The following is a 25,359-nucleotide window of genomic DNA, read 5'->3' on the forward strand; positions in this document are numbered from 1 at the left end:
CTTATTCGGGAGATAAAGGGGGATTTTATATATGGATTTCATATCTATTGCAATATTCGTCGGAGTAATCGGACTAACGCTTGGCGTCACTTATTGGGCTGCCAAACAAACGTCGACGGCAAGTGATTTTTACACAGCTGGGGGGTCGTTGACGGGATGGCAAAACGGTTTGGCAATTGCAGGTGACTACTTATCCGCAGCTTCTTTCCTTGGAATCGCCGGGGCAGTTGCATTGAACGGCTATGATGGTTTCTATTATAGCCTCGGTTTCCTAGCAGCTTATCTGGTAGTACTGTTCCTCGTTGCAGAACCACTTCGGAATCTTGGGAAATTTACGATGGCCGATATGATCGGTTCACGTTTTTCGGCTAAGAAAGTTCGGGCAGCTGCCGCTTTGAATACAATTACCATCGTTCTTTTCTATATGATCGCGCAACTTGTGGGGGCAGGTGCGCTCATCAAATTATTGCTTGGCATTGATTACTGGATTTCTGTTCTTATTGTTGGCGTCATGATGACGGTGTACGTACTATTCGGGGGCATGACAGCTACGAGCTGGGTTCAAATCATTAAAGCCGTACTCTTGATGATCGGGACAATCGTCATTGCTTTCCTTGTTCTATTACGCACAAATTTCAGTTTTACATCTTTGTTCGAAAAGGTTTCAACAGCAACAAAGCATGGCGAAAGCTACTTACATTCAGGAGTTCTTTACGACAATCCACTCGGTCTTATTTCTGTCCTACTGGCACTTTTCTTAGGTACTGCCGGCCTACCACACATCTTAATGCGTTTTTTCACGGTAAAAGATGCAAAAACGGCGCGTTCTTCCGTCATTTATGCGGTTTGGATCATCGGGGTCTTCTATTTCATCACGATGATTTTAGGTTTCGGTGGAGCGATTTTTGTTGGTGAAGAAGCGATTGTTGCCGAAAATGCTGCGGGTAACATGGCTGCACCGATGTTGGCTGCGGTTTTAGGTGGAAATGCGCTGGAGTCCTTTGTTGCCGCGGTTGCATTCGCGACAATCCTCGCTGTCGTATCTGGTCTTGTATTGACTGGCGCGTCCGCCCTTGCACATGATTTGTATGGCGAAGTCTTCAAAAAAGGGAAAGTAACGGATAAGCAACAAGTGACTGCTGCACGAATCGCAGCCATTTCAGTCGCAATTCTATCCATCATCCTTGCCCTTGGTTCCGAAAAATTGAATGTGGCCTTCTTAGTATCGCTTGCATTCTGTGTCGCGGCAGCCGCAAACTTGCCAACGATTTTAATGACTATTTACTGGAAACGTTTTAACACAACTGGCGCCATCGCTTCTATGCTAACTGGATTGATCACATCACTTGTTCTAGTTGCAATTAGTCCAAGCGTTATGAGCCCTGTCGAAGGCGCAGCTCTCATTACCGGAAACCCTATTTTCCCACTGGCCAATCCGGGCATCGTCTCGATTCCTGCCGGGTTCCTAGCTGCCTATGTCGGCACGATTCTATCTTCTAGAGGAAAAGAAGAAGTCGATTACGCCGAGATTAAATTCAAAGCGGAAACAGGCTACCGCGAACTTCAAAACTAAGTGAAATTGATGAATACACTCCCCACCCTGAACTTTTAAGGGTGGGGAGTTCATTTTCATCTTCATAACGGAAGGTGGAGTGGTAATGCAAACGGAATTAGATTCTGACATTCGCAAGCGCATTCAGCAATCTCCATTGTTCAACGGTGTGACGGATGCTGAATTCGAGGCTTTGCTGGCTGAATGTACCTTGAAAAACTATCGTACAGTAGAAAAAGTGGATTATTTCCAAAATCCGGAGGAAGGGCTTTTACTCATCTTAGAAGGATTGACAGAAATCTATATTGAAAACGTGGACGGACAGTCCTCTCTACTTGAACTATTGCAGGAAGGGGAAATCATCGGTTTTTCGAATCTTGCCTACTTCCTGGGAGAACTAAACCGGCCACTTGATCGTCATCGAATGAAACTCGTTGTATCTAAAAGTACACGATGTTTGCAAGTCCCCTTTTCTGTCGTAAAGAAACGACTTGTCGATGAGCGCGTACGCGACATGCTATTGCAGAAGATGTCCCTTCGTTTGGCAAATGTTTACGCCTCGCTTGGTGAACAAGTACGGTTGGCAGACGAATGGGGTACGAGTGAGCCTTATGTCTATCGCGTGAAAGATTTGATGACTACACCGCCATGCACGGTAACTGAACAAGAATCGAGCCAAGAGATTGCTAAAAGGATGGTACAAAAATCGATCAGTTCCGTATTGGTCATCGATCGGCATGGGCAATTGGTAGGCATCATAACCGAAAAAGACCTTGTTCGCCGGGTAGTTGCCCAACAAGCATGCGGACCTCTGAACGCAAAAGATATTATGACCAAGCATCTCCATACAATTTCGCCCTATGACTATTATTACGAGGCGCTGTCCACGTTCTATCACTATGGCGTGAAGCATTTACCCGTTGTGGAAGCCGGTCGTCCAGTGGGGGTCGTGACGCTTTCCAATCTACTGACAAAACGAGATCGTGGATCAATGGGGATTTTAAAACAGATTGAAGGGGCTTCATTTGAATCGCTTCCTTTTGTTAAAACTGCAATCTATGACGTCCTCTCGACGTTAATCGATGATGATATTTCCACCATCCAGACGCTTGAAATCATTACAAAATTATACGATCGCTTGGCCCGTCAATGTGTCAAGTTAGCCGTACAATCATTAGAACGCCAAGGGAAAGGCATTCCACCTGTTCCTTATGCATGGTATTTGATGGGCAGCGGAGCCAGAGCCGAACAGTTTATGTTGACGGATCAAGATCATTTTCTCGTCTATGCGGATTGCGAAGGGGAAGTGAAAGACCACGCGCGCAACTATTTTTCATTGCTTGGCAAGGAGATTGTCCGGCATTTGGAGCAAGCTGGTTATACCAGATGCAAAGGTCAGATGATGGCTAGCGAAGCGATGTGGAGAGGTTCCGTTTCCGAATGGCAACAACGTATTCGCACATGGGCATTGGAAATGACTGACAACCAAATTTTAGTCAGCTATAATTTTTTATCATTCCGATGGTTAATCGGCGACTCGACCGTCCATCGGCATTTTTCGACCATGGTAAAAAGACAATTGCAACATGCCCAAACGTTTCTGTATGCGATGGCACAACAGGAACTGGATAATGATACGCCTCCGTACAACCTATCCCTTCTGACATTGTTCAAAGGTAAAGGGAAACGCCAAACGATTGATATTAAAAAACATGCTTTGTTTCCCCTTCACCATTGCTTGCAAATTTTAGCGGTGCACCGGAACATCCTCAATGCCACCCCGATGCAGTTGCTAGCCAGCTTAGTCCGCGTAGGTGAGTTTTCTTCCGGTTTTGCGGAAGACATTCGCCACGCTTATGAAATTGCCCTGCGGACACGGATCAAACTATCATGGAAGAAACATTTACGAGAAGAGGAAATTACAACTGCTATCGAATTCTCAGCTATCCGACAATGGGAGCAAGATGAGTTGCGCTCCATGTTGTCGACGGTTTCTTCATTGCAATCGCATTTGGCAGCGAAATTATGACCTAGCTAGGAGTGGATCGGGCTTGTTCGGTAAAAAGAAACGATTAAACATTCAACTTGACTATGCGATTCGATTGGATACACGGATACAAGACATGGCTTTTACGGTTATCGATACAGAAACGACGGGATTTGCCATCGGTGCCAAGGACGGACTCATTGAAATCGGAGCTGTCCATATTGAACAGCTTGAAGTGACAGACAGTACCTTCCAGACATTTGTCAATCCAGCACGCTCCATACCGCATCACATTACAAACTTGACCTCTATCGAACAAGTTCATATCGATTATGCCCCTTCTTCTCTAGAAGCGATTGGACAGTTATTCGAATTTATGGGGACATGCCAAAGCGTTAGTTGGATCGGTCATCACATTAGCTTCGATCAGCTCGTCCTCAAAAAGGAATTGGCGCGGGCGAATTATACGTATAAGGAACCGCTGTCTTTTGATACGATGGATTTGATCCGATATTTATATCCGACTTCGGACCAGCTTGATCTTGATGAGTATGCCCGCCTTTTTGGAACAAAACGTTTTCAACGGCACCGTGCCCTTGGCGATGCTTTGTCAACTGCCCATCTCTTTGTTGAATTGGTCAAGCGGTTGGAAAAGAAAAATATCACAACCATATCGGATTTAATGCGAATTAAAAACGGCAGCGTGAATAAAGCGATATTTATCTAAATTGCCTTGATTGTGCGAGAAGATATCGGGTTCAACCGATATCTTCAACCTCTGTCAGCCCGCCTAAATTTCGTGAACCGAAAATCAGTAACAGTAAAAAGACAATCAAGATGACTGTATTGATAAATTTAATTGAATCAAATTCATTTTTTCCTTCCACGTTCATCCACCCCATCTTTGGCCATTCTTTTCTTAATCCCTTCGAATACTTCATCCAATGTCATATCACCATTCTTCTCCAAGAAATCCGCTAGTTCGTTGGCCTTTGTATCGCCCATTTGTTTAAACTGACCCAGTAGTGAAACTGCTATAACCGGCTGATCTCTGAATAGCTGTATTGAATCTACTTTGAGTTTTCCAAGGAGTAGCAATGAAGCCGCCACAATTTCAATATCTTTTCCTTTTAATAAATCACTTAGTGTGTATGAAGCATGTGACTTATGATTGGAATTTTTTTGAGACACGCTTGCTCACACCCTTTTCCAAAGTACTCATACGATTACGCCTTATTGCTTATCTTATGTTTCTTGGGGCCTGAATGTGTTCTATCAATAAATAGAAGAAAACCAGATGTACATCCTAGAAACGGATGCAACACCTGGTTTTCGGTTTTATTTCAAATAGCGCCTTGCGCCCGCATAATTCGTTTTGTAAATTCCGGCTTCATAGGAGATGATTTCGATTTTCTTACTGGAATTCGGAGCATGGAGCATTTTGCCATTCCCGATATACATCCCGACATGATAGACTTTCCCTTTTCCACCATTATAGGCGAAAAACATCAAGTCGCCTGGCTGCAAGTTTTTCTTGGCGACCGGCGTTCCGTTGACCGCCTGAACGAAAGAGTCGCGCGGGATGATGATTCCATGATTTTTATAGACAGAATGGATAATTCCTGAGCAATCAAAACCGAATCCGGATGTCCCAGCCCAAAGATAAGGCAAACCAAGGAATTGTTTAGCGCTATCGACGATATCCTTTTGGGTCGGTTTTGGAATTGCCGCATAGTTTTTCACTACTTTGGCATCCTGTTTCCGCACATATTTCACACCGTTTGCAGGTGTTTGAACATGTAACCAATCCTTCTCTTCTTTGACAACCGGCAAAATAGTCGTATAGCTAATGTCCATAAACTTATATTTATCCGATAGCTTCGGTGCATCGTAAAGTTTCGCGATATTTGCATCGATGATGGCTATCGGGCAATCTTGATAGTTTGGATAGACTTCCGTAATATGGGATTTTGGGACCCATCCAGGATAACCGGCTTTCTGATGCGGAACGTACTGATCTTTGACCGCAATCTGGTACCAGTCTCCGCTGCTTTTAAGAATTTCGACCTCTTGTCCATACAACGCTTGTGTATCGATTTTACCGACAAGCCATTGTTTTTGGCTGATGCTCATGCTTTTTGCCCACTTTTCAATGTCTGTCGGACTCGTCAAGGAAGGTCGATCTACTGCGCGGGCTTTCCCCGGTTGTTTCCATAAAGTTGTCACTTGCACATTGACCACATGCTTTTTCGTGTTATCAGGATGATAGCAGGCAGCTGTTTGATTGAAATCCGGCTTTAAAATACGGGCAATGAAAACGGCGAAATTCGCTTTTGTGATGAAAGCGGTCGGCTTATATGTATTATCCGGATAGCCTGTTGTGACGTTCGCTGCAAAAAGGGTCTGAATAGCACCCGATGCCCAATAAGTGGCAGGCACATCGCGGAAAACATAGTCAGTTGTCCCTTCCAATTCAAATGCACTGACAAGAATGGCAGCCATTTGTCCTCTCGTCAATTTGTCGTGAGGCATGAATTTCCCGTCAGCATTGCCATTCATGATGCCCTCATCCGCAATCGTTGCAATCACGGCATAGCCCTCATCTTCAGGCCGTACATCTGTAAAATTTGGTGCCGGGCGGTTAGCCGTTTCAAGACCAAGCGCTTTGATAATCATTTCAGATGCTTCTAAGCGGGTGATTTCCTGCTGCACTCCGAAGTTTACAGTCGGATCCGCAGTAATAATCCCCCGTTTCGCTAAATATTCTAGTTCTTTTTTTGCTGAGAAATTATCGCTGACATCTTTGAATAATGGCGCGGCAGATGCACTACCCATGGTCGTAAACACGACAATAAGCGCGATGAAGCTGACTAGTAATCTCTTTAACATTCTCATCCACCTCAAAATTCATAATAACTCTACTTTAACGGAGAATGAAGATTCTGTATAGTTATATTTTGCTAATGGAAATTCTCATTACCGTTATTCTTCTGTTCCATACAAAAAAGCTTGAAACGTCTGTCTTGTACAAAGACAGTCCCATCGTCTCAAGCTCATCTGTTCATATAGCCACGCTGTTTTCAGTTGTTAGTTTCTAACTAGAAGCTCTAAGAAATCCTCTGATACATAGGTTTTCATACCTTTTAGTTCTGGAGCGACTTCGAAAGTCCGAATACTTTTATTGTATCCGTATGTTTTGTCGCCACGTGTAATGGTGAAGGAGCTATTTCCCAATGTGACGAGTGCCCCGTTCACTTTCGGTTGGGATTGCACAGTATAGCCAAGTTGCTCAGCCACTTTACGAAGCGGAATCATCTTGACGCCATCCTTCATGTAGTGATCTGCCGCAATGATTTCTTGTACTTGCGCCATCTCTTCTGTTACATAATCCAATGCAATAATTTTGGATGGCGTTGTTTGTGGTGGAAGGCTTTTCGTCGTAGCTGTATAGAAGACGACTAGCTCTTTTCCTTTTAGGTCTTTCTTTTCAATGGCTTCGCCTTGTTGGTTGAGCAAAATCGTTTCTTCAGCTATGTTCAATTTTAACGCCTTGTCCAAGCTCAAGAAATTTTCGTCGAATTTGCTGACTTTCACTTCACCGAAAATGTCTTCATCCTTCACAATAACAAGTTCAGGCGTCACCGTTGCGGGATAGATGAGGATCATCGGTTTGTTTTTGTCATAATAACCTTCGATTGTTGCACCTTTCTTTAAATCTTCTTTTTGAATCTTTTCCGTTGTACCACTGTTCAATAGAAGAGAATCATCATTGATGCGTAAAATCATGATCAGTTCCTCTTCGTTTTCAACGGTCAGTCGGATTTCGCCGTCCCCTTTTTCGATGTGCTGAATGACACCCGTAAATTTCATATAGTTCGTCGTGTCTTCCTCTTTTGCGCTAATGACTTGCGCTGCTTCCTCCTGTGCAAATGCGGGAATCCCTCCTGCGAGACTTCCTGTCAACAGGGCCGCCATAGCGATTGTACCAATTTTCTTCATAACTTCTCTCCTCACTTTCCTTACTTAACGAATTTGACGAGATAGATTACTAGAAGTTACACTTTTATTCTTTTTTTATCTTGGGCAGCCTGATCAATCACGCCTCGGCGTGATTGCGTCCAGATTTTGAATCGAGCTTGCTCGATTAACTCCTTTCAAAATCTGTGACATCCGCCGGAGGCTTTATCTTCGTTCAGCTGACGCTTGAATACCCGCTGAATAGAGTATAAAACCGCATTCACCGACTACCTAGAGAGTTGAGAGTCTTCTGCTGAATGAAGATAACTGCCTGTCCGCCGTTTCCGGTTCAATAAAAAGAAGGTGTAGCCGATTAACGCTGTGAGAATGATCATTAGACAATACATGAAGAAATCTCGGGATAGCAAGAAATTGAACACATCTCTTGCAAACGGCTGCTGGACGTAAACCGTGTATGGATCCTCTTTTTTAAAGCTGATTGCTAGTACATCATCCTTGTATGTACGATACGTATGATATTTCACTTCTTTTGTAACATGATAAAGTCGACCATTTTCATCCTCAAAAGCGATTGCTAAATAATAATAGGTCGGGGCTCTTCTGCTCCCTCTATGTTCGCGATGATTATCCGTAACCATCGCAGTCGTTTCAATATGATGGTCCCCGAAGTATTTTTCATGACCGTTTTTCAAATCAGCAATCATTTCACGGAACATGAACAACAGGAGGAACAGTAGTCCCGCTCCTAAAATGATGTTCATGACAATACCTAGCCCAAAATCATATCGGGTAATAAAAGCCTGTACTTTTTTAATTTTAAGTAGCCAGTAACAAATATAGCCGAACGGATAAATGCCTACGATACATAAAACGATATAAAACCATTTAGAATCGGTTTCCAGTTCGTTTTGTGTATGAAAGACCCCTTGGATCGAATAACCATCAATCGTATCACCGATTTCCAGTGCTTCGAATTCCGCTTTCGCTACCGTCGCCCAATCGCCTGTCGAAAGCTTGGATATCGTTTTATCCACTAATCCCGGCTTGAGTAGAACAATATAAGATATTCCGCTGAACAGATGCTTTTCCGCTGTCTTATCATAAACGATGGCAACGGTCGGGTTCGATTTCTGCGCTTCTTTGACCTCTTCGTTCCTTTGCCAGTTGACGAAGATGATATAGAGCAAGAAAACGAAAAAAGCAAACGCCAAGAGCTCGTAGCCGATCCTTTTCCAATCCCGATTTTGCTTTCTTTTTTTCAATCAAATCCCCTGCTTCTCAATCGATTTGAATATAATTCAATTCGGTACAATCAATGTAAATCTGATAGCCTTCTTCCCATTGTTCTTTTAACCAAAGGATACTATCATGCATCTCTTCACTATGCTTTTTCGCTAATGCCTTCAAATCGGGCACTTCCTCCAATACACGCAAGCACCAATTGGGATCCGGCAATAGATTCAGCCATTCCATTTCTTCTTTATTCAAAATATGACGTGGAGACATTTCCATCGTAGCCGACAGTAATGTAGACCACTTGTCACCCAATCCAATTTCCTCGATAAACTTTTTCACTTCCAATGTAAACTGATAAGACCATTCATAAGACAATTGGTCCGTCCTCTGTGGGACATGGAGCTCGTAGTAGACAAGTTGTTCTTTTTTCATGATACGCTCTAATAGTTTTTGTTTCACTGGACTTTCGATGAATGTAACTTGTCGGATCGCTTCGACAATAACGGGCGCCTGCAATTGTTTTTCATTGTAGTCAACTTGAATGTTGACGGATTGTTTCATATCGGCTTCTGCCTGCTTCAATAATTGAGCTAGCGCATTTCGTTCTTCTTCCGTTAATCCAATTGTCACTTCCTTTTCACGGAAGTTACGGATTCCGTTGTAAAGTTCTTCCCGTTCACTTGCCTCCATACCGCATCCCCCATTTCATTATCTACAGATGAAATCACTTTATTTTACGGTATTTTCATAATTTTGGCTTCATTAATTTTAGAAAATGATTCCGAGGGTTCAGTTGGAGTCATTTCAAATTAGAGGAAAGACCTAACCATTCGCACAAACCAAAACAAACGGATTTCCCCTCAAAATAGGAAAATCCGTTTGTTTTTGAAATGTATCATTTGAATAGCGCTTCACTGAACGCCTTAATTCAAAACCATTTAGATGCTTACTGTTTTTTCGGCTAACAAGATAGGCGCAAGGATAGCGATTGCTTCATCGATTTCTGTTTTGGAGACCGTTAATGGCGGCAAGAGACGAATGACTTTCGGTCCTGCTTGGACGACGAGCAAACCAGCTTCTTCCGCTTGTTGGATGAATGACTGGACGTCTTCCTCACATTCGATGCCAAGCAATAGGCCAGAGCCGCGTACTTGAAATTGTTCTTGCGGCAATACAGCCTGCAATTTCTCCACACAGTAATCCGATTTGGCTTTTACTTCTTGCAGAAACTCTTCTTGGAAAACATGGTCAACAACCGTTTGTGCAACTGCCACCGCGAGGGGATTTCCGCCAAATGTCGTGCCGTGAGTTCCGGGACCAAATGTGTCATAAAGCGCACTTGTTCCGAGCATGGCACCGATCGGGAACCCGCCTCCCAAACCTTTTGCCAATGTCATAATATCCGGTTTGAGATTGGCTTGCTCAAAAGCATAACGACTGCCCGTTCGGCCAATTCCTGTCTGCACTTCATCGATGATGAGCAAAATCCCTTTTTCCTCACAAATCTTTGTTATCAATTGGGCAAATTCCGGATCGATCTGGTTGACGCCGCCTTCCCCTTGAATGACTTCCAGCATGATCGCCGCCACATCTTCGCCGGCAGCCGCTTCAAGTTGCTGTGGATCATTGTAAGGTATGATGCGGAACGCTTCCAATAGCGGACCGAAACCTTGACGCACTTTTTCTTGTCCTGTTGCAGACATCGTTGCGAAAGTTCTGCCATGGAAAGATTGCTCAAAAGTGATAATGACATTTTTCTGTGTATGTTTCCGTGCCAATTTAATGGCAGCTTCGTTCGCTTCCGCACCGCTGTTGCAAAATAGAGCGTGATCGAATGGCGAGTTTTCCACGAGAGTGGAGGCTAGTTGTTCTTGCTCCGGGCTTTCGAACAAGTTGGATACATGCCATAATTGTTCGCTTTGCGTTTGAATCGCTTTGACGATGGCAGGATGGGCATGTCCCAAACTGACGACAGCGATTCCGCTGATAAAATCCAAATAATTTTTTCCGTTCACATCTGTTACCGTTGTCCCTTGCCCTTTTACTAAGTGGACAGGACGTCTTGCGTAGTTTTGGAATAGTGCCGTCATGCCAAAACCTCCTGTAATGTAATGTCGGTTCCTGTTAATTGTTGTCCAACAATTTGGACGGAAGGGATTCCCGATTGTAAGCAAGCAAGCGCCGCCTCCACTTTCGGTATCATACCTCCATATATATCACCAGACGCCACCCATTGTGTAATGGCGTCCGGAGAAACGGTCGCTTGGACAACTTGATTGATTTGGATGCCTGGTGTGTCCGTCACAAGTAGCAAACTATCCGCTTTTACTGCGAGTGCAATTTCACTTGCAACTGTATCTGCGTTAATATTCAACGGTGCTCCATCCTCTGTAGCTCCAATGCAGGAGATGACCGGAACCATTTGTGCCTTCACTAGTTTCTCTAGCATTTCAGTCTGAACCTGTTGAATCTGACCAACAGATCCATAGACCGCCTCGTCCAATACAGTGCAAGAAAGAAGTTTTCCATCATAACCGCTTAGACCGATTGCCTCGATCCCCGCTTTGTTCAACTGATGGACAAGAGACGGATTGACTTGGCCGACCAAAGTGGCTTGTACGATGCTGACCGCTTCCTTCGAAGTGACACGGATCCCGTTCACCACGCTGGAAGTCACGCCATTTTTGGCAAGTTCCCGATTGATGGCGGGGCCCCCGCCGTGGACAATGATGATTTCATAGCCTGCATGCTGAAACTCGTGGAACGTCTTAAAAAAAGATGGTTCCAATCCTTCCAGCATGCTTCCTCCGAGCTTAATGACAATGCGCTTATGTTCTGTATGTTGCGTTGATTTGGACGTAGTCATATGTTAAATCGCACCCCCATGCTAAACCATTCCCATTTCCTTGATGTAGATCGACGACTATTTTCACTTCAGGCTGTTTTAAATAAAGAATGATATCTTCTTCTGAAAAATGGACAGGCTCGCTATTTTCTACCACTTTTGTTGTTCCGATCTCGATCGTGATAGTATTCGGATCAATGGTCGCACCACTATATCCGACAGCGGCAATGATTCGTCCCCAGTTCGCATCCGTACCGAAAACCGCTGTTTTAACTAACGGTGAGCCGACAACTGTTTTGGCGATTTTCCGCGCTTCCATGTCCGAAACGGCACCTTTCACTTCGACTTCAATCAGTTTCGTCGCACCTTCACCGTCTTTGGCAATCATTTTCGCAAGATCTTGCGAAACATTTTGCAAAGCGGCGACGAATGCTTCCCAATCCGGATGTGCCGGTGTTAACGAATCGTTCCCCGCCATCCCGTTTGCCATGACAACGACCATATCATTCGTTGACGTATCACCGTCGACCGTGATTGAGTTGAATGTCAAATCCGTCACCGTTTTTAGTGCCCCTTGCAGATGGATCGATTCGATATTCGCATCCGTTGTGATAAATCCGAGCATCGTTGCCATATTCGGTTCAATCATCCCAGACCCTTTGGCTGTTCCCGCAATCGTAATCATCTTACCATCGATGGTTAAGCTATATGCTGTATTTTTTGTCACTGTATCTGTCGTTAAGATCGCCTGTGAAAAGAGGATGGAGCTTTCCAATTTCGCAGTTGGTGCCAGCGCTTGAATCCCCTTGACAATCGGTTCCATTTTCATCTGTTCTCCGATGACACCTGTCGATGCCACGCCGACCAATCCCGGTGCGATGCCTAATTTTTCTGCAGTCTTTTCTTGCATCAAATAGGCATCTTTCATCCCTTGTTTCCCAGTACAAGCATTTGCATTACCCGAATTGACGATGATGGCTTGCATTTTGCCCGTCTGTTGCACGACTTCTTTTGTAACAAGCAACGGTGCAGCTTGAATGACATTTGTCGTAAAAACACCGGCTACATTTGCAGGGACCTCACTGACAAGTATTGCTAAATCATTTTTCTTATGTTTAATACCACAATGCATGCCCGCGGCTTTGAAACCGATAGGAGACACGATGTTATTCCCCGAGATGCGCTTGATGTTAATAGCTGATGTTGTCATATTATTCCTCCTAAATTAGATAAATGCCGGGACATGTGTCAGGCCAAATGTCTCTTCAACACCGAATTGTACGTTCATGTTTTGAATCGCTTGCCCTGCAGCGCCCTTGACTAAATTATCGATCACCGACACGATCGTCGCACGGTTTGTTCGTGGATCGACTTTGACATGCAGGTCACAATAGTTTGAACCATACACTTGGTTCGTTCCGAATTTATTAGCCTCGTGTAGCACACGGACAAAAGGTTCTTCGGCATATTTCTCTTCTAAACATTGAACAAGCTGAGCTTCCGTCACACCTTCCATGACAGGTGCATAGCAAGTGGCAATGATGCCCCGTGTCATCGGAACGAGGTGCGTATTGAATGTGATCGGCGGTGTATCCTGCGCAAACATGGAAAAGGCCTGTTCGATTTCTGGTATATGTTGATGTTCGTTTATTTTATAAATGGCTGTATTTTCGTTTGTTTCACTGTAATGTGTCATGCGATTTAGTCCATTGCCTGCGCCAGAGACGCCGCTTTTCGCATCGATGACTAGATGACTAACATCAATCAGATTTTCTTTCACCAATGGAAGGAGTGCCAATAGAACCGCGGTCGGGTAACAACCAGGATTTGCGATCAATGCCGCTTGCTGGATCGCTTCCCGATTCCACTCCGTCAGACCGTACACACTTTGTTCGACCGCAAACGCCGGAGCCGGTGTTTTTTTATACCACTGCTCGTATGATGAAAGATCTTTTAACCGGAAATCTCCTGACAGATCGATTAGCTTCGGTCCAATGCCTAATAATGGAGCGAGAAGTTGACTCGCAACACCTGCGGGAGCACTGGAAAAGACAACGTCATAGTTTGCTAATGTTTCGTGTTCAATTTTCTGAAGCGGCTGATCGATAATATTCATCAAATGTGAATACTTATTCGAAAACACTGTTCCTTCCTCCGAAGATGTGAATAATTCAATATGTTCGATCCCGGGATGACTATGTAATAGCCGAATGAGCTCAAGTCCCCCATACCCTGATGCACCAATGATTCCAACCTTCATTTCAGTCACCCCTTCTAACAAGTTAAACTTATTATATGTATGCATAAATATAAAGTCAACTGTATTTTTACTTATTTTCTAATATTACAGTTTTGGATACGTTTTCATAATTAAAAGAAAAATAGAAGCGCACAAGGATACGATGCACTTCTATGTTTGATATCATTATTCTTTTGCATGAGTATTCTACCAAGGCGAGATGAATTCGGCTTAAGCTTAATCCTGATAGCATTGAAATTTTACAACACCGTTCATCACTTCTTGTTGATGTTGATTAACCGCTGCAACACGGAACTCCATCAGCTCTGTATCGTTGTTTAGCAACTTTGCTGTCAATATAATCACGTCATCGAGAAATACCATTTTTCTGAATCGTATTGTATAATCTTGTATAAATCCTTCTTCTATATAAGGCGTGAATAGTTTAGCTAAATTGCCCATTGTCCACATACCATGGGCGATAATTCCGGGCAGTCCTGCATTTTCCGCCTCCTCATCAATTGTATGAATCGGGTTGAAGTCTCCAGATGCGCCTGCATATTTAATCAAATCCAGCCTACTAACTGGATCAAGTTGAATGGCTTTCAAGGAATCCCCTTGTTGAAGTTCAGCAATGTGACTCACACAAGCATCTCCTTTCTGACCGTTTCATTGATGATAATCATACTTTTTTCCTTAAAAATAAGTGCATCGTTTGTATCCATCCCATATTGATTAAGGATTAAAAAACCCAGGTACCCATTACTTCCCTTTTTTTCAACATAATCTTTTATTTCCATATGACAATAGACATCTTCTCCGACCAAAAGCGGACGTTTGTAATGAAACGATTGTTCACCGTGGATGAGTCCTTTATTCGGCAGCTTCAATTCAGAGATGCTTCCGAAGTCGAAAGTGACCGGAAAGGTGGAAGGCGCTATATTTCGTTTATACTTCGAATTGCGTCCCGCTGCTTCGTTAATATAAATCGGTGCAGGATCCCCGATTGCTTGGGCAAACTTTTTAACGGCCCCTCGTTCCACCGTATTTTTAACGGGTTCTGATTGTTTTCCGATCAATTCTTTAATCATCTAACTCCCCCTACTCTATTTTTAATAATCTCGTTAAGCTTATGACACATTCTGAATAATCGGATACATGGTAGCGCACCCAAAATGATTTGGCAAGTAAATTTTCATATATTTCCCCATCTCCATTGATTTTCAATAGGTTTGTTCTAGCAGAACTGATTATGTTATAATCGGATTAGTAACTGGTACTAATAGTAACTATTTAAAATATGAAGTATATTGGAGGCTATCATGGAGGATCTACTGAAACTGAAGGGTAAAAATATCGTTGTCATGGGTGTCGCAAACGAACGGAGTCTCGCTTGGGGTGTGGCCAATGCGCTATTCAAAGTAGGTGCGAATGTCATTTTCACTTACCGCAAAGAGCGTTCTTTGGCAAAACTTGAGAAAGTTTTGGAATCGAATGGCTATGAGGCTAGATTGATTGTACAATGTGATGTCAATGAGGATGAAAGCATTCAAGCGGCATTCAACAAAATCGGTGCGGAAGTCGGAACGATTCACGGTGTCGTCCATTCACTCGCTTTTGCACATGCAGTCGATTTGAAAAACGATTTTGTCGAAACGACACGTAGCGGTTATGCATTTGCACAAGACACAAGTGCTTATTCACTGATTGCGACGGCGAAAGAAGCGCGTCCATATATGACAGATGGCGGTACAATTGTAACAATGAGTTATCTGGGCGCTGAGCGTGTCCTTGAAGGTTATAATGTCATGGGTGTAGCGAAAGCGGCATTGGAAGCATCCGTCCGTTATTTGGCATCGGATTTAGGTAAAGATAACATCCGTGTCAACGCGATTTCGGCAGGGGCTGTGCGTACACTTTCAGCAAAAGGCGTCCCTTCTTTCAATACCATTTTGAATAAAATCGAAGAGATCGCGCCATTGAAACGCAATGTGACACAAGAAGAAGTGGCCGATATGACCATCGCCATTTTAAGTGACCTTTCCCGTGGGGTAACAGGAGAAGTTATCTATGTAGATGGCGGCTATCATATAATGGGTTAAGAAAAAGCTGGGAGGACTGTTATACGTCCTTCCGGCTTTTTAAATTTTACTCGTCAACTACATTATTTTAAAATCCCCGTATTCAGTAACTTAAATTCTACCTGTACATCATATTCCACATTTTGAATGATTTTTTTCGTCAACTCTTCTGTCCATTTCCCTTTATAATACATCCTGAACTCCTCACTAATACCGATTGGATCGACCTCCAATTTTTGAAGTTGCGCAAGTAGCTGTTCGATTTCCTTTTTCACCTGCTTGCTCACTTCTTTCTCCAACGCCTTGTACTCCCCCGTCTTCTCCAAGTCGCGTTTCCCTTTATATTCAAATAAGGCGCCTTGCAAGTTCAGTTGAAGCTTCACTTTCGGTGATACCATATTTTTATTGCTAGTGATCTTCGCTTTGCTTTTGATCAATTCAATATGCACTTGTTCCTCGGCATTGTGTTCGCCAAATGAAATTTCTAACGGCGCAAGTTTGACGACTCCTTTTAATGCTTGGATATAGGAGGATTCTTTTTCCGCTATTGTAGCTATCATTTTCCCACTATCAAACAAAGCAATGCTTTCGATTTTAACCGAATCCTTTTCCAACTCTAGATACGGGACCATGGAATAAAATATCGGATTCGTTTCTGTGTAAAGAAAGTCATGCATCGTTGTAAACGGACTGAATGCCGTATGCAGTTTAGGTGATAACAGATCATATAGATACGTATCTGTACTCGGTTTGTCAGGAAATTCACTTTTAAGGATTTCCTCTGCACTCCCCTTTACAATCCCTAACTGAACATTGTTTCCAACCTTCGGATTTCGATAAAAATGCTTGATGATTTCTGTAACTTGGCCTTCCCTGGCAAACTCCTCACTGAACAGTAAGGTTCGCAATTGGTTTAAAATGACCATTTTATCCGCTTTGGATGAGATTTGGACAAACCCTTCTTGTATCAATTCCGTATCGACCGAATAATGTTGAGTCACATCTTGTGACTCGCTTGTCGGGTGTGGAATGGACACCGTCATTTTCACCGTTTTTTCATCGATATAATCGAAGGCAATGCTACTCACCATGGCCAAATCTTCCACATAAGCATCTTGTCCTCTCTCCGTGCATCCAGACAAAAGCATGAGAGCTATAATTGACGTTCTGAATAATAATCGTTTCATTGGATTCCCTCTTTTTTATTTTTAACGAATTGCACTACACATAAAAAGATCGGCCAAATCATCAGTCCGTACGTTACATAATAGATACGTTCATACAATTCTTTTTGAAATTCTTTTGGAAGCGGAAGGCTGATCATCAGATAGATGATTAATGCAATGATATAGAGATGGCTCTTCTTTTCCATCCCACGGATTGAGTCAACGCCTTTTTTCGCGACCCATAAATAGGCAGCCGTTGTCGTTAATATGAAAAAGACCCAAAGCGTAATGGCCAATACGTCAATCCGCTCCAAAAAGGATAGTTTCACCGCATTGAACAAATAGAGGACCGGATACATGACATTCTCCAGCTGCCATTGTGAATAATACATGACACTGACCAGGGTCGTTGAAAGATAGCATAAGATGCAAATCCAAATTCCATACGAAGCATGTCTAAAAGCCTTTTCTTGCTGAATAATATAAGGGAAATAAAATAAGATGACCTCAAAGCCGACGACTGAGATAAACCCTTTTTGCGTCGCCGCCAAAAATTCCTCTCTTGTGAAATTAAAGAGAGGCAATGTATGTCCGATATCCCCTTCCGTAAATCCCCATGTCAAAAAGTACAGAAGCCATGTCACCAAGAAAAAACTGGCAATACAAAAACGGGCAATCGACTTAATCCCATTGTTCGCAATGTAGATCAGCAATAAAAAGAAAATGAACAGGGGTCCCGTAATGGTGCGATCCGAAAGTGCGACAACTTGAATCAGTTCTAAATATCCTTCGCAAACAGACGCCAACAAAATGATGGCATAAACGATAATTGCTGTATTGATGCATGTTCCGACCCATTTCCCGAATAGCTTTTGATGAATGCCGAATAAGGTCAGTTCATGGTTCTGTCGGGCAATCCAGATCATTGGAATCAGCAATAGGTTTGCAAATGCACCGAACATGATCGGGAACCACCATTGGCTATACCCTACCGGACTCAATAAGTTGGGTAAGGATAATAAGGCGCTCCCTATCATGACATTCTGAACGAGGAAAACAACATGATAGCCATTGAGTGTTTTGGATTGATGGATATGCATCGCTTACTCCTCTCCATCCGTAGGAAGTGTCCTATTTTCCACTTCACCTGAAATACCTTTTCGGTGCTGACTAAGGGTAAGGGGAGCTCGAAAAATCCCATCCAACAAATCGGTCCATTTCCTTGGAATGACCGGTGCCATATATGGCGTTCCAATTGACTTCAATGAAATCAGATGATATATGAGCCAAGCAAAAGCAATCATTTGACCATATAAACCGAACAAGCCTGCCGATAAAATAAAGATGTACCGGATGATACGACTCGTGTTACTCATAACAAAACTTGGTGGTAAAAATGAAAGCAATGCAGAAATCGCAACGAGCACAATCAATGTATTGCTGACCAGTCCTGCTTCAACGGCAGCTGTCCCAATGACAATACCGCCCACAATCCCGATCGTTTGACCAATTTTCGTAGGCATCCGTGATCCCGCTTCCCTTAACACTTCAATGACGATTTCCATGAAAAGCACTTCAATCACCGGTGGAAAAGGGACTCTGCTCCTCGATTCCTGCAAGTTGATCAATACTTCGAAAGGCAACATTTCGGGATGGTGGGAAAGCGCCGAAATATAGAAAGGGGTAAGCATGATTGTTAAAAAGAAACCAAAAAACCGGATACACCGCAGAAGCGTCGCCGTCGGCCAACGACTATACTGGTCTTCCGGGGATGTAAAAAATTCAAAAAACGAACTTGGACAAATGAGTGCCGTTTGACTATTGTCCAACAAAATGATGATACGCCCGTCCAAAAGCGAAGTCACAACACTGTCGGGTCTTTCTGTATTATGAAATTGAGGGAATGGGGAGAATTGGCTCTCTTCCATTAACTGACTGAGTTCATTAATATCATTAATGCCAGTTGTCCGAATCGAATGGAGTCGTTGCACTATTTTTTCTAGATTGTTCTTGTTCACGAGATGCTCCATATAAAGGACGGTTGCTTTCGTATTCGTTTCCGAACCGATTCTGTATTCATCACTTTTTAACCCACTGTTATGAATACGTCTTTTAATGAGGGAGATGTTCGTTTGCATCGCTTCGGTAAAGGAATTTCTTGGGCCCGCAATCGTAGATTCAGTATCGGATTCTTCAATTGCTCCCGTCGGTGGACTATATGTATTTACTTTTAAATAGTGATTCCGCTCGTGAAAAAAGAGGATGGTGTATCCTGCAGTTATTAACGTAAGAAAGGTGTGGAGATTGGCCGGCCTCGCTTCTTCCCAAACTTGAGTCAAGTCCTCATGACCATTAAACAAAGGAATGATGACCGTTTCATGGAATCTAAGATGATCTACAAGTGAACTAAGATAAAGGATACTCACCATTTCACCTGAAACGATAACCTTTTTGTAGATTGCATCATCGATTCCTTCTAATTGCCGCTGAACCTCGTCAATCAAAACGTTTTGTGTTTCGTTTCCTACCTCGTCTCCTCCCCCAATGCCCATCTACATACACCCGCTTTTCACAACGATTTTTACTGCAAGTTTGACCAAGTGCATGGGATTTCATACGCTCGAAGGCAGTTAACCGGCTTGTTCGATTATAGACTGCCAATAGCTGACCGTTTACGATCATTTTCGTTGTATACTAGAGTATAGCCATTTTTAAGCTCGATCATTGATAGAAAGTAAGAATTGAGGTGACAAAATGAAACAGAAACCGATCTACGTAGAAGTGCCGATTCGTACAGAGATGGACAACATATGGGAGGCTTCACAAGATCCAAGTTTACACGAACAATGGGATCTCCGCTTCTCTTCCATTACCTATTTGCCGAAAGAAGAAGGACAACCACAGGAATTCGTCTATTCACGGACTGTCGGACCTTTTCTGACAGTGGAAGGTTGGGGAAAGAGCGTTGGAACGATACACCGAGAAAATGGCACCCGCTCCTCTTCCCTTCATTTTGGAACGGATCAGCGGATTTCACCCATCCGCGAAGGCCGTGGTTATTGGAACTATGTACCACAAGAAGATCATGTGAAATTTTTGACGCAATATGATTATGATGTGAATTTTGGCAAGGTCGGCAAATGGATTGATCAATTCACTTTCCGCCCGCTAATCGGTTGGGCAACAGCGCTCAGCTTTGACGTTTTGAAGAGATGGCTGGAACATGGGGAGCTCCCTCGTTTGCAATACATGCGCTTTTTTAGTACATACCTATTGACCTTGTTTTTCGCCTTTTTATGGATCTATCAAGGACTTGTACCAAAAATCATCGGCATGCATCCAGATGAACAAGCGATGATTGGAAACGCTTTGTCTTTATCGGAAAATCAGATGCCAATTGCAGTGCTGATACTTGGGATTGCGGAACTGTTATTTGGAATCGGCTGGCTGTTCTACCGGCGGAAACGGCAGTTATTCATGCTGCAACTCATTGTATTCCCGCTTCTGACCGTTGCGGCGATGATTGCGGCTCCAACGGCGGTTCTTCATCCATTCAATCCGGTGACGTTCAATCTTGCGCTTATTGTACTTTCGATCGTCGGTTTGTTGATCAGTAAAGACGTCCCGACAGCGACAAGCTGTAAGCGGAAAAGGTAGGTGATCTGATGTCGATTTACAAACAAGTGATGGGCGAGGATTTCAACCGGCTGCATCCGATGCTGCAACAAAGGTATGACTTGCCGGAAGGGACTGTCTTTAGCGCATCAGGAATCATGAAAGAAATTCACGGTGGCCCGAAATGGCTTTATCCGCTCTTCCGGATTGGCATCTATTGGAAGTTGCTGTTTCCCGAGCATGGAAAGAATATTCCCTTCACCATTCAAAACCGCGCGTTTGTCGGGAATCGTGGAGAAAGCCAAGTACATTGGGAACGGATTTTTCATTTTGGACAGAAAAGACGCTATTTCAATGCACTGATGAGCTTGAATGCCGAGCGACAAATCATCCAGGATTATCTTGGAGAACCGCATTTAGTTTACTCGGATTTGGCCTTCCATGTGGATGCTGACGGATTTTTGACAATTGAATCATTAGAACAACGCCTTGTACTCGGGAAACTTGAAATTCCATTGCCGCGACTATTTCAAGGCTTGGCAACGGTCCAGGAGAAATATGATGACGTACGAAGACTTTATCAAATCTATGTCACCGTACGGAATCCTCTGATCGGCACGGTTTTTGCTTATGAAGGGACGTTTGCTGCTGATGCTGAATCGTAATTTCCTCATACTCTATGTCGTCCTGTTTTTAGGTGTAGCTTATTTCAGTGTCAATCCATGGCCTTCCCTAATGCTGACGGTAGCCCAACTTGTCTATGTTCCGATCGCCTTGCGACTGATTGTCAAAAAGGATGATTGGTTTACAAAATGCTTTCCTTTTATTTTCATTCCTGCGTATATGGCAGTTGTATTGCTGCAGCTCACTGCTTCGGCCAAATGGGAAATCCTATTGGCTACTGTTTATTTATCGTTTACAGTTGTTGTGGCGCTGTACGGGTTATCACGTTTTTTCAACCGGGGATTCACCCATATGGAAGAGTTTGCAATTGATATAGGGCTGATTTACCTTTCTTTGGGAGGCGCTTGGTTTTTTGCCTATGTAGTGGGCATCGATACAGGTTTTAGTCCGCTCATTACTTGGTTGACAGCCATCCATTTCCATTACTCGTCATTTTTGCTCCCCCTATTCATCGGGTTATTGGGAAGGATTTATAAGCCTGCCAAGTATTCCTTGATTTGTTTGATCCTCATTGTGGCACCAATGGTCGTGGCAATCGGCATTACGTTTTCCAAATGGCTTGAATTGCTTTCTGTCCTGCTCTATATTATCGGGATCGGCGGATTAATCGGCATGGCTTGGAAGGCGCCTTTCGCTCACAAGCTTCAACAATGGCTCGTCCGCATTTCCTTTAGTGCGCTTGGGGTGACCATCATCTTTTCCTTATTGTATGCACTTGGAAACGGCTTTGGGCTGACATCGGTCAACATTGATTTTATGCTCCGTTTCCATGGACTGTTAAACTGTGTACTTTTTGCCTTACTTGGAATCCTCGGCTGGTCATTAGCCATCCCGACACCAACCTATGAAATGCCACACTTCCCGATTAGCACTATACGTGGGAAATGGGTAGTTGGTGAGCAGGTTTTGAATCAAATTGTGAACAATGAACATCGGGGACTTGTAGATGATATGCAAGTATATGGTCATTCCTCTTTACCTCCGCGTATCATCGATTTTTATGAAAACACGAAGGATTATCGGCTCGTTGCCCGTGTGAAATGGCAGAACTGGTTTAAACCGTTCGCTTTCCTGTATACATTGGCTAGCCAAAAAACGCAGCAGATCAATCTGCCGTTTCATGACGACAAAGTGGAAATGACCGGCAACATCCTTGCCCTTCAAGATGATGTGGACGGGCGTGATCATGTGCGAGCTTGGGTGCGGAAAATCGAGGAGGATACGGTCTTTGTTGCACTTTACTCACAGCATCAAACAGCACAGCGAACCTATATGAACATTGCCCTCCCATTGCCTTTGGCTACGATGACCGGCATTTTGGAGTTGAATCAGATTGGCGATCAATTACAGTTAACGAGCCGGACAACGGGTGTAGCTAATTCGGATGCAGGCATCTACCTAACTTTCCGGGAAAACCAGTTGTTTAAACTACCGATTGAGGAGAACTTCCTTGTCCACGAAAATCCGGATGGGACATTGCGTGCAGAACATCAGATGTGGATTTTCGCATGGTCCTTTTTGACGATTGACTACTGGATCGAGCGCAGGGCGGATTGAATGGTTACTTGCTGACGAAACTTTCCAATGCTATACTTAATCAATCACGCCTCGGAGTGATTGCGTCCAGATTTTGAATTGCGAATCGAACAGCGAAGGGTTCGATTTGCCGTATTTCTGAGCTTTTTGCAGAAATTAAGGCACTTAAATAAAATTAACTCCTTTCAAAATCTATGACATCCGCCGGAGGCTTAACTTGAATCAGCAAATTTTTTTGTACTGAAAGCGAAGCGTCAGCTACAGAGAGTTTGAACTCCCCCTGATTGAAAAGCTTTCTGACATTCATCCCACTACTTATGGAAGTGGGGGAATCCTGCTGAATCAAGTGAGACGTCTAAACTGAATGAGTGATGGATATGCTAACGATATTGAACCAACACTATAATTTTGAACGTTTGAATCCTTGACAGAAATCTGTCAAGGATTTTTGTTTCCCGGGGGAAAGACATAAAATAGGGGGTCATGGAAGATGAATAAAGATCGTCACGCAAGTGCTTCAATCGTGGCTGTATGGATCAGTTTAATCAGCAATATCCTGTTAACGATCCTGAAACTCGTTGTAGGGGTGCTTTTCAAAAGTCCGGTTCTCGTGGCGGATGGTTTCCATAATGCCGGAGATGTCATCGCAACAGGCGCTGCCCTGACATCGATGCGCATTTCGAAACGTCCCGCTGATGATGACCATCCATATGGCCATGGAAAAGCCGAAGTCATTAGCTCCGCCATTGTCGCGCTTATTTTAGGGATCGCTGCCCTTTATATCGCCTTCGAAGCCGTAATGGCCTTTTTCGAAGAACCGGCAAAAGCAAGCTTGCTGGCCTTACTGACCGCCTTCATCTCGCTTATCTGGAAACAGGCATTGTACATCTATACAATCAGACTCGGAAAACTGACGAATAGTAAAGGACTCATCGCCACGGCCTATGATCACCTTGCAGATGTCTACGCTTCCCTTGCCGCTGTTTTAGGGATCGGCCTTGCGCTGATTGGGGATTTATATGACATCCACTTCCTCGCATATGGGGATCCGTTTGCTGGGATTATCGTATCCGGGTTGGTGTTGAAGCTTGCTTACGATATCGGGAAAGAGGCACTGGATGTGCTGATGGAGAAAAATATAAACCAACAACGGTTGGATGAGTTTGCGCTGTTAATCCTGACCATCCCTGAAGTGAAACGAATCGATCGCTTGCGGGCCCGTGAACATGGTCATTATATTCTTGTAGATCTACGGGCGAGTGTTCCAGGTGAAATGACCATCCAGGAAGGACATGATGTTTCGCGAAAGATTAAGCAAACGATCATGGAACAGCATCGTGATGTGGATGAAGTGCTTATTCACTTAAATCCATGGTATGAGGATGATTGACTATAAAAAAAACGCGTAACGAAAACCCGTTACGCGTTTTTTTATGGTTGATTTTCTACTGTTTCAGAGTTGTTGTCTTCTTCTGTAGGCGATAGAAATTCTTTCAGCGCCTGCTTGTTCTTTTCGAAATCGATGCTCAATACTTCACCGACACTTTCGCGCTTATCTACGTAAGAATTGGCTACGGGGATCCTCAGCGTTTCCATCGTCGCATTTTTGTTCAGCAACATGCCTTTTCCGATCGAAAGTAACGTCATCTTATCTACATTGGTTTCAATATAAGGCTCTACGACACCGAGCAGTTTGGGCAAGTTCACGAATGTATGGAAACTGATCGCTTGATCTTTCAATTTCGTCATTACTTCCTGCTGCCGCTCAACCCGTCCAAAATCACTTAGCCGATCATGACGGAATCGGACATACCCCAATAATTGTTCACCGTTTAACGCTTGTTTTCCCGGATGGAGTGTCATGTAGATTCCATGAGACATCGTATAAGGTATATCTACTTCTATCCCATCGGGTGCGATGACATCTACAATTTTGGAAAATCCGGCAAAGTCCACCATTGCATAATAATGAACGTCGATATCAAAGTTTTCCTTAATCGTCTTTCGAACAAGTTCTGGTCCGCCTATTGCGAATGCAGCATTCATTTTCTGTTTTCCATGCCCCGGAATATCCACATAAATGTCTCTCATAATAGAAACGAGTCGTACATCATTTGTCGTTTGATTGTAATGTGCAATCATCAAGGTATCAGCTCGAGCCTTCTCGTCTCCCCTTGCATCGCTACCTAACAGCAACACATTAATCTCACCAAATACTGGCTCCGCACCTTCAAATGGATCAAATACTTCATCTTTCATGGCGTTTTTTCCCGCGATGGATAAACCATGATTGTATTGGATGACCCAATAGGCAACCCCTATGATAAGGAGAGAAACGATGGTGAATTGCACGAACCGTAGGCCTCTCCGTTTCTTTTTTCTTCTTTCACTTCTTTTCATCACTTCATCCACCTATCGTTCAGCTAGATATCATTTAGTC

Annotated in this window: 24 protein-coding genes; 8 read left to right on the forward strand and 16 right to left on the reverse strand. The window is 43.5% G+C overall.

The window, feature by feature from the left end; all coding sequences use genetic code 11:
* The first annotated feature begins 31 nt into the window (after positions 1–31).
* From MHZ95_RS11430 to MHZ95_RS11440, 3 genes are all read left to right on the forward strand, one after another.
* On the forward strand, positions 32–1,573 hold the full coding sequence (locus MHZ95_RS11430) for a solute symporter family protein (RefSeq protein ID WP_239390758.1): 1,542 nt from the start codon (positions 32–34) through the stop codon (positions 1,571–1,573).
* Positions 1,574–1,658: 85 nt separating this feature from the next.
* Complete coding sequence (locus MHZ95_RS11435; protein WP_239390759.1) at positions 1,659–3,581, forward strand: DUF294 nucleotidyltransferase-like domain-containing protein; 1,923 nt, start codon at positions 1,659–1,661, stop codon at positions 3,579–3,581.
* A gap of 22 nt (positions 3,582–3,603) precedes the next feature.
* Positions 3,604–4,266: a 3'-5' exonuclease gene (locus MHZ95_RS11440; protein ID WP_239390760.1), complete on the forward strand. Its 663-nt coding sequence runs from the start codon at positions 3,604–3,606 to the stop codon at positions 4,264–4,266.
* A 31-nt stretch (positions 4,267–4,297) separates the two neighbouring features.
* Here the strand turns inward: MHZ95_RS11440 and MHZ95_RS20870 are convergent, their stop codons facing one another.
* The 12 genes from MHZ95_RS20870 to MHZ95_RS11495 form a co-directional block, all read right to left on the reverse strand.
* A complete protein-coding gene (locus MHZ95_RS20870; RefSeq protein WP_255726737.1) occupies positions 4,298–4,426 on the reverse strand; it encodes a hypothetical protein in 129 nt (42 codons plus the stop codon).
* Positions 4,410–4,730, reverse strand: coding sequence for a hypothetical protein (locus MHZ95_RS11445; RefSeq protein WP_239390761.1), 321 nt, complete (start codon positions 4,728–4,730; stop codon positions 4,410–4,412). Before MHZ95_RS11445 ends, MHZ95_RS20870 begins: the two co-directional genes overlap by 17 nt.
* Before the next feature lie 147 nt (positions 4,731–4,877).
* Entirely contained in the window at positions 4,878–6,428 is a 1,551-nt protein-coding gene (locus MHZ95_RS11450; RefSeq protein ID WP_239390762.1) for an S-layer homology domain-containing protein, read from the reverse strand.
* Between the two features lie 198 nt (positions 6,429–6,626).
* Complete coding sequence (locus MHZ95_RS11455) at positions 6,627–7,538, reverse strand: stalk domain-containing protein (protein ID WP_239390763.1); 912 nt, start codon at positions 7,536–7,538, stop codon at positions 6,627–6,629.
* 245 nt (positions 7,539–7,783) lie between these two features.
* A complete protein-coding gene (locus MHZ95_RS11460; protein ID WP_239390764.1) occupies positions 7,784–8,779 on the reverse strand; it encodes a hypothetical protein in 996 nt (331 codons plus the stop codon).
* A 16-nt stretch (positions 8,780–8,795) separates the two neighbouring features.
* Entirely contained in the window at positions 8,796–9,443 is a 648-nt protein-coding gene (locus MHZ95_RS11465) for a hypothetical protein (protein WP_239390765.1), read from the reverse strand.
* A 248-nt stretch (positions 9,444–9,691) separates the two neighbouring features.
* Complete coding sequence (locus tag MHZ95_RS11470) at positions 9,692–10,843, reverse strand: acetylornithine transaminase (RefSeq protein ID WP_239390766.1); 1,152 nt, start codon at positions 10,841–10,843, stop codon at positions 9,692–9,694.
* Positions 10,840–11,619 (reverse strand): acetylglutamate kinase, encoded by a 780-nt coding sequence (gene argB / locus MHZ95_RS11475; RefSeq protein ID WP_239390767.1) that lies wholly within the window; start codon positions 11,617–11,619, stop codon positions 10,840–10,842. Before argB ends, MHZ95_RS11470 begins: the two co-directional genes overlap by 4 nt.
* Positions 11,582–12,808: a bifunctional ornithine acetyltransferase/N-acetylglutamate synthase gene (argJ, locus tag MHZ95_RS11480; protein WP_239390768.1), complete on the reverse strand. Its 1,227-nt coding sequence runs from the start codon at positions 12,806–12,808 to the stop codon at positions 11,582–11,584. The genes argB and argJ overlap by 38 nt, the downstream gene beginning before the upstream one ends.
* A 15-nt stretch (positions 12,809–12,823) precedes the next feature.
* On the reverse strand, positions 12,824–13,858 hold the full coding sequence (gene argC / locus MHZ95_RS11485; RefSeq protein ID WP_239390769.1) for an N-acetyl-gamma-glutamyl-phosphate reductase: 1,035 nt from the start codon (positions 13,856–13,858) through the stop codon (positions 12,824–12,826).
* A 216-nt stretch (positions 13,859–14,074) separates the two neighbouring features.
* On the reverse strand, positions 14,075–14,482 hold the full coding sequence (locus MHZ95_RS11490) for a MaoC/PaaZ C-terminal domain-containing protein (protein WP_239390770.1): 408 nt from the start codon (positions 14,480–14,482) through the stop codon (positions 14,075–14,077).
* Entirely contained in the window at positions 14,479–14,928 is a 450-nt protein-coding gene (locus MHZ95_RS11495) for a MaoC family dehydratase N-terminal domain-containing protein (RefSeq protein WP_239390771.1), read from the reverse strand. The genes MHZ95_RS11490 and MHZ95_RS11495 overlap by 4 nt, the downstream gene beginning before the upstream one ends.
* Before the next feature lie 231 nt (positions 14,929–15,159).
* On the opposite strand from MHZ95_RS11495, the gene MHZ95_RS11500 reads away from it, so the two are divergent.
* Positions 15,160–15,939 (forward strand): enoyl-ACP reductase FabI, encoded by a 780-nt coding sequence (locus tag MHZ95_RS11500; protein WP_239390772.1) that lies wholly within the window; start codon positions 15,160–15,162, stop codon positions 15,937–15,939.
* 62 nt (positions 15,940–16,001) lie between these two features.
* On the opposite strand, the gene MHZ95_RS11505 is transcribed toward MHZ95_RS11500, so the two are convergent.
* Genes MHZ95_RS11505 through MHZ95_RS11515 form a run of 3 tightly spaced genes read right to left on the reverse strand, consistent with a single transcriptional unit; the run spans position 16,002 to position 19,636 of the window.
* The gene (locus tag MHZ95_RS11505) at positions 16,002–17,105 is read right to left on the reverse strand and encodes a Ger(x)C family spore germination protein (protein ID WP_239390773.1); all 1,104 of its coding nucleotides are present in this window, start codon (positions 17,103–17,105) and stop codon (positions 16,002–16,004) included.
* Positions 17,102–18,184, reverse strand: a complete 1,083-nt coding sequence (locus tag MHZ95_RS11510) for a GerAB/ArcD/ProY family transporter (RefSeq protein ID WP_239390774.1) — start codon at positions 18,182–18,184, stop codon at positions 17,102–17,104. The genes MHZ95_RS11505 and MHZ95_RS11510 overlap by 4 nt, the downstream gene beginning before the upstream one ends.
* Positions 18,185–18,187: 3 nt before the next feature.
* The gene (locus MHZ95_RS11515) at positions 18,188–19,636 is read right to left on the reverse strand and encodes a spore germination protein (protein ID WP_239390775.1); all 1,449 of its coding nucleotides are present in this window, start codon (positions 19,634–19,636) and stop codon (positions 18,188–18,190) included.
* Positions 19,637–19,838: 202 nt separating this feature from the next.
* Between MHZ95_RS11515 and MHZ95_RS11520 the strand changes: the two genes are divergently transcribed.
* From MHZ95_RS11520 to MHZ95_RS11535, 4 genes are all read left to right on the forward strand, one after another.
* The gene (locus tag MHZ95_RS11520; RefSeq protein ID WP_239390776.1) at positions 19,839–20,741 is read left to right on the forward strand and encodes a DoxX-like family protein; all 903 of its coding nucleotides are present in this window, start codon (positions 19,839–19,841) and stop codon (positions 20,739–20,741) included.
* A gap of 8 nt (positions 20,742–20,749) precedes the next feature.
* The gene (locus MHZ95_RS11525) at positions 20,750–21,364 is read left to right on the forward strand and encodes a DUF4166 domain-containing protein (protein WP_239390777.1); all 615 of its coding nucleotides are present in this window, start codon (positions 20,750–20,752) and stop codon (positions 21,362–21,364) included.
* Positions 21,351–22,940, forward strand: coding sequence for a YndJ family protein (locus MHZ95_RS11530; protein ID WP_239390778.1), 1,590 nt, complete (start codon positions 21,351–21,353; stop codon positions 22,938–22,940). The genes MHZ95_RS11525 and MHZ95_RS11530 overlap by 14 nt, the downstream gene beginning before the upstream one ends.
* A gap of 469 nt (positions 22,941–23,409) precedes the next feature.
* On the forward strand, positions 23,410–24,309 hold the full coding sequence (locus MHZ95_RS11535) for a cation diffusion facilitator family transporter (RefSeq protein WP_239390779.1): 900 nt from the start codon (positions 23,410–23,412) through the stop codon (positions 24,307–24,309).
* A gap of 41 nt (positions 24,310–24,350) precedes the next feature.
* Here MHZ95_RS11535 and MHZ95_RS11540 read toward each other — a convergent pair whose 3' ends face one another.
* On the reverse strand, positions 24,351–25,319 hold the full coding sequence (locus MHZ95_RS11540; RefSeq protein ID WP_239390780.1) for an LCP family protein: 969 nt from the start codon (positions 25,317–25,319) through the stop codon (positions 24,351–24,353).
* Between the last annotated feature and the right edge of the window lie 40 nt (positions 25,320–25,359).

Origin of the sequence: Sporosarcina sp. ACRSM (assembly GCF_022346545.1) — a bacterium.
Taxonomy (GTDB): Bacteria; Bacillota; Bacilli; order Bacillales_A; family Planococcaceae; genus Sporosarcina.

Bases quoted from the DNA above. Each gene is read 5' to 3' on its own strand.
- MHZ95_RS11430 (WP_239390758.1), top strand. From the start codon at position 32: ATGGATTTCATATCTATTGCAATATTCGTCGGAGTAATCGGACTAACG.
- MHZ95_RS11435 (WP_239390759.1), top strand. From the start codon at position 1,659: ATGCAAACGGAATTAGATTCTGACATTCGCAAGCGCATTCAGCAATCT.
- MHZ95_RS11450 (WP_239390762.1), bottom strand. From the start codon at position 6,428: ATGTTAAAGAGATTACTAGTCAGCTTCATCGCGCTTATTGTCGTGTTT.
- MHZ95_RS11455 (WP_239390763.1), bottom strand. From the start codon at position 7,538: ATGAAGAAAATTGGTACAATCGCTATGGCGGCCCTGTTGACAGGAAGT.
- MHZ95_RS11465 (WP_239390765.1), bottom strand. From the start codon at position 9,443: ATGGAGGCAAGTGAACGGGAAGAACTTTACAACGGAATCCGTAACTTC.
- MHZ95_RS11470 (WP_239390766.1), bottom strand. From the start codon at position 10,843: ATGACGGCACTATTCCAAAACTACGCAAGACGTCCTGTCCACTTAGTA.
- argB (WP_239390767.1), bottom strand. From the start codon at position 11,619: ATGACTACGTCCAAATCAACGCAACATACAGAACATAAGCGCATTGTC.
- argJ (WP_239390768.1), bottom strand. From the start codon at position 12,808: ATGACAACATCAGCTATTAACATCAAGCGCATCTCGGGGAATAACATC.
- argC (WP_239390769.1), bottom strand. From the start codon at position 13,858: ATGAAGGTTGGAATCATTGGTGCATCAGGGTATGGGGGACTTGAGCTC.
- MHZ95_RS11495 (WP_239390771.1), bottom strand. From the start codon at position 14,928: ATGATTAAAGAATTGATCGGAAAACAATCAGAACCCGTTAAAAATACG.
- MHZ95_RS11500 (WP_239390772.1), top strand. From the start codon at position 15,160: ATGGAGGATCTACTGAAACTGAAGGGTAAAAATATCGTTGTCATGGGT.
- MHZ95_RS11505 (WP_239390773.1), bottom strand. From the start codon at position 17,105: ATGAAACGATTATTATTCAGAACGTCAATTATAGCTCTCATGCTTTTG.
- MHZ95_RS11510 (WP_239390774.1), bottom strand. From the start codon at position 18,184: ATGCATATCCATCAATCCAAAACACTCAATGGCTATCATGTTGTTTTC.
- MHZ95_RS11515 (WP_239390775.1), bottom strand. From the start codon at position 19,636: ATGGGCATTGGGGGAGGAGACGAGGTAGGAAACGAAACACAAAACGTT.
- MHZ95_RS11520 (WP_239390776.1), top strand. From the start codon at position 19,839: ATGAAACAGAAACCGATCTACGTAGAAGTGCCGATTCGTACAGAGATG.
- MHZ95_RS11525 (WP_239390777.1), top strand. From the start codon at position 20,750: ATGTCGATTTACAAACAAGTGATGGGCGAGGATTTCAACCGGCTGCAT.
- MHZ95_RS11530 (WP_239390778.1), top strand. From the start codon at position 21,351: ATGCTGAATCGTAATTTCCTCATACTCTATGTCGTCCTGTTTTTAGGT.
- MHZ95_RS11535 (WP_239390779.1), top strand. From the start codon at position 23,410: ATGAATAAAGATCGTCACGCAAGTGCTTCAATCGTGGCTGTATGGATC.
- MHZ95_RS11540 (WP_239390780.1), bottom strand. From the start codon at position 25,319: ATGAAAAGAAGTGAAAGAAGAAAAAAGAAACGGAGAGGCCTACGGTTC.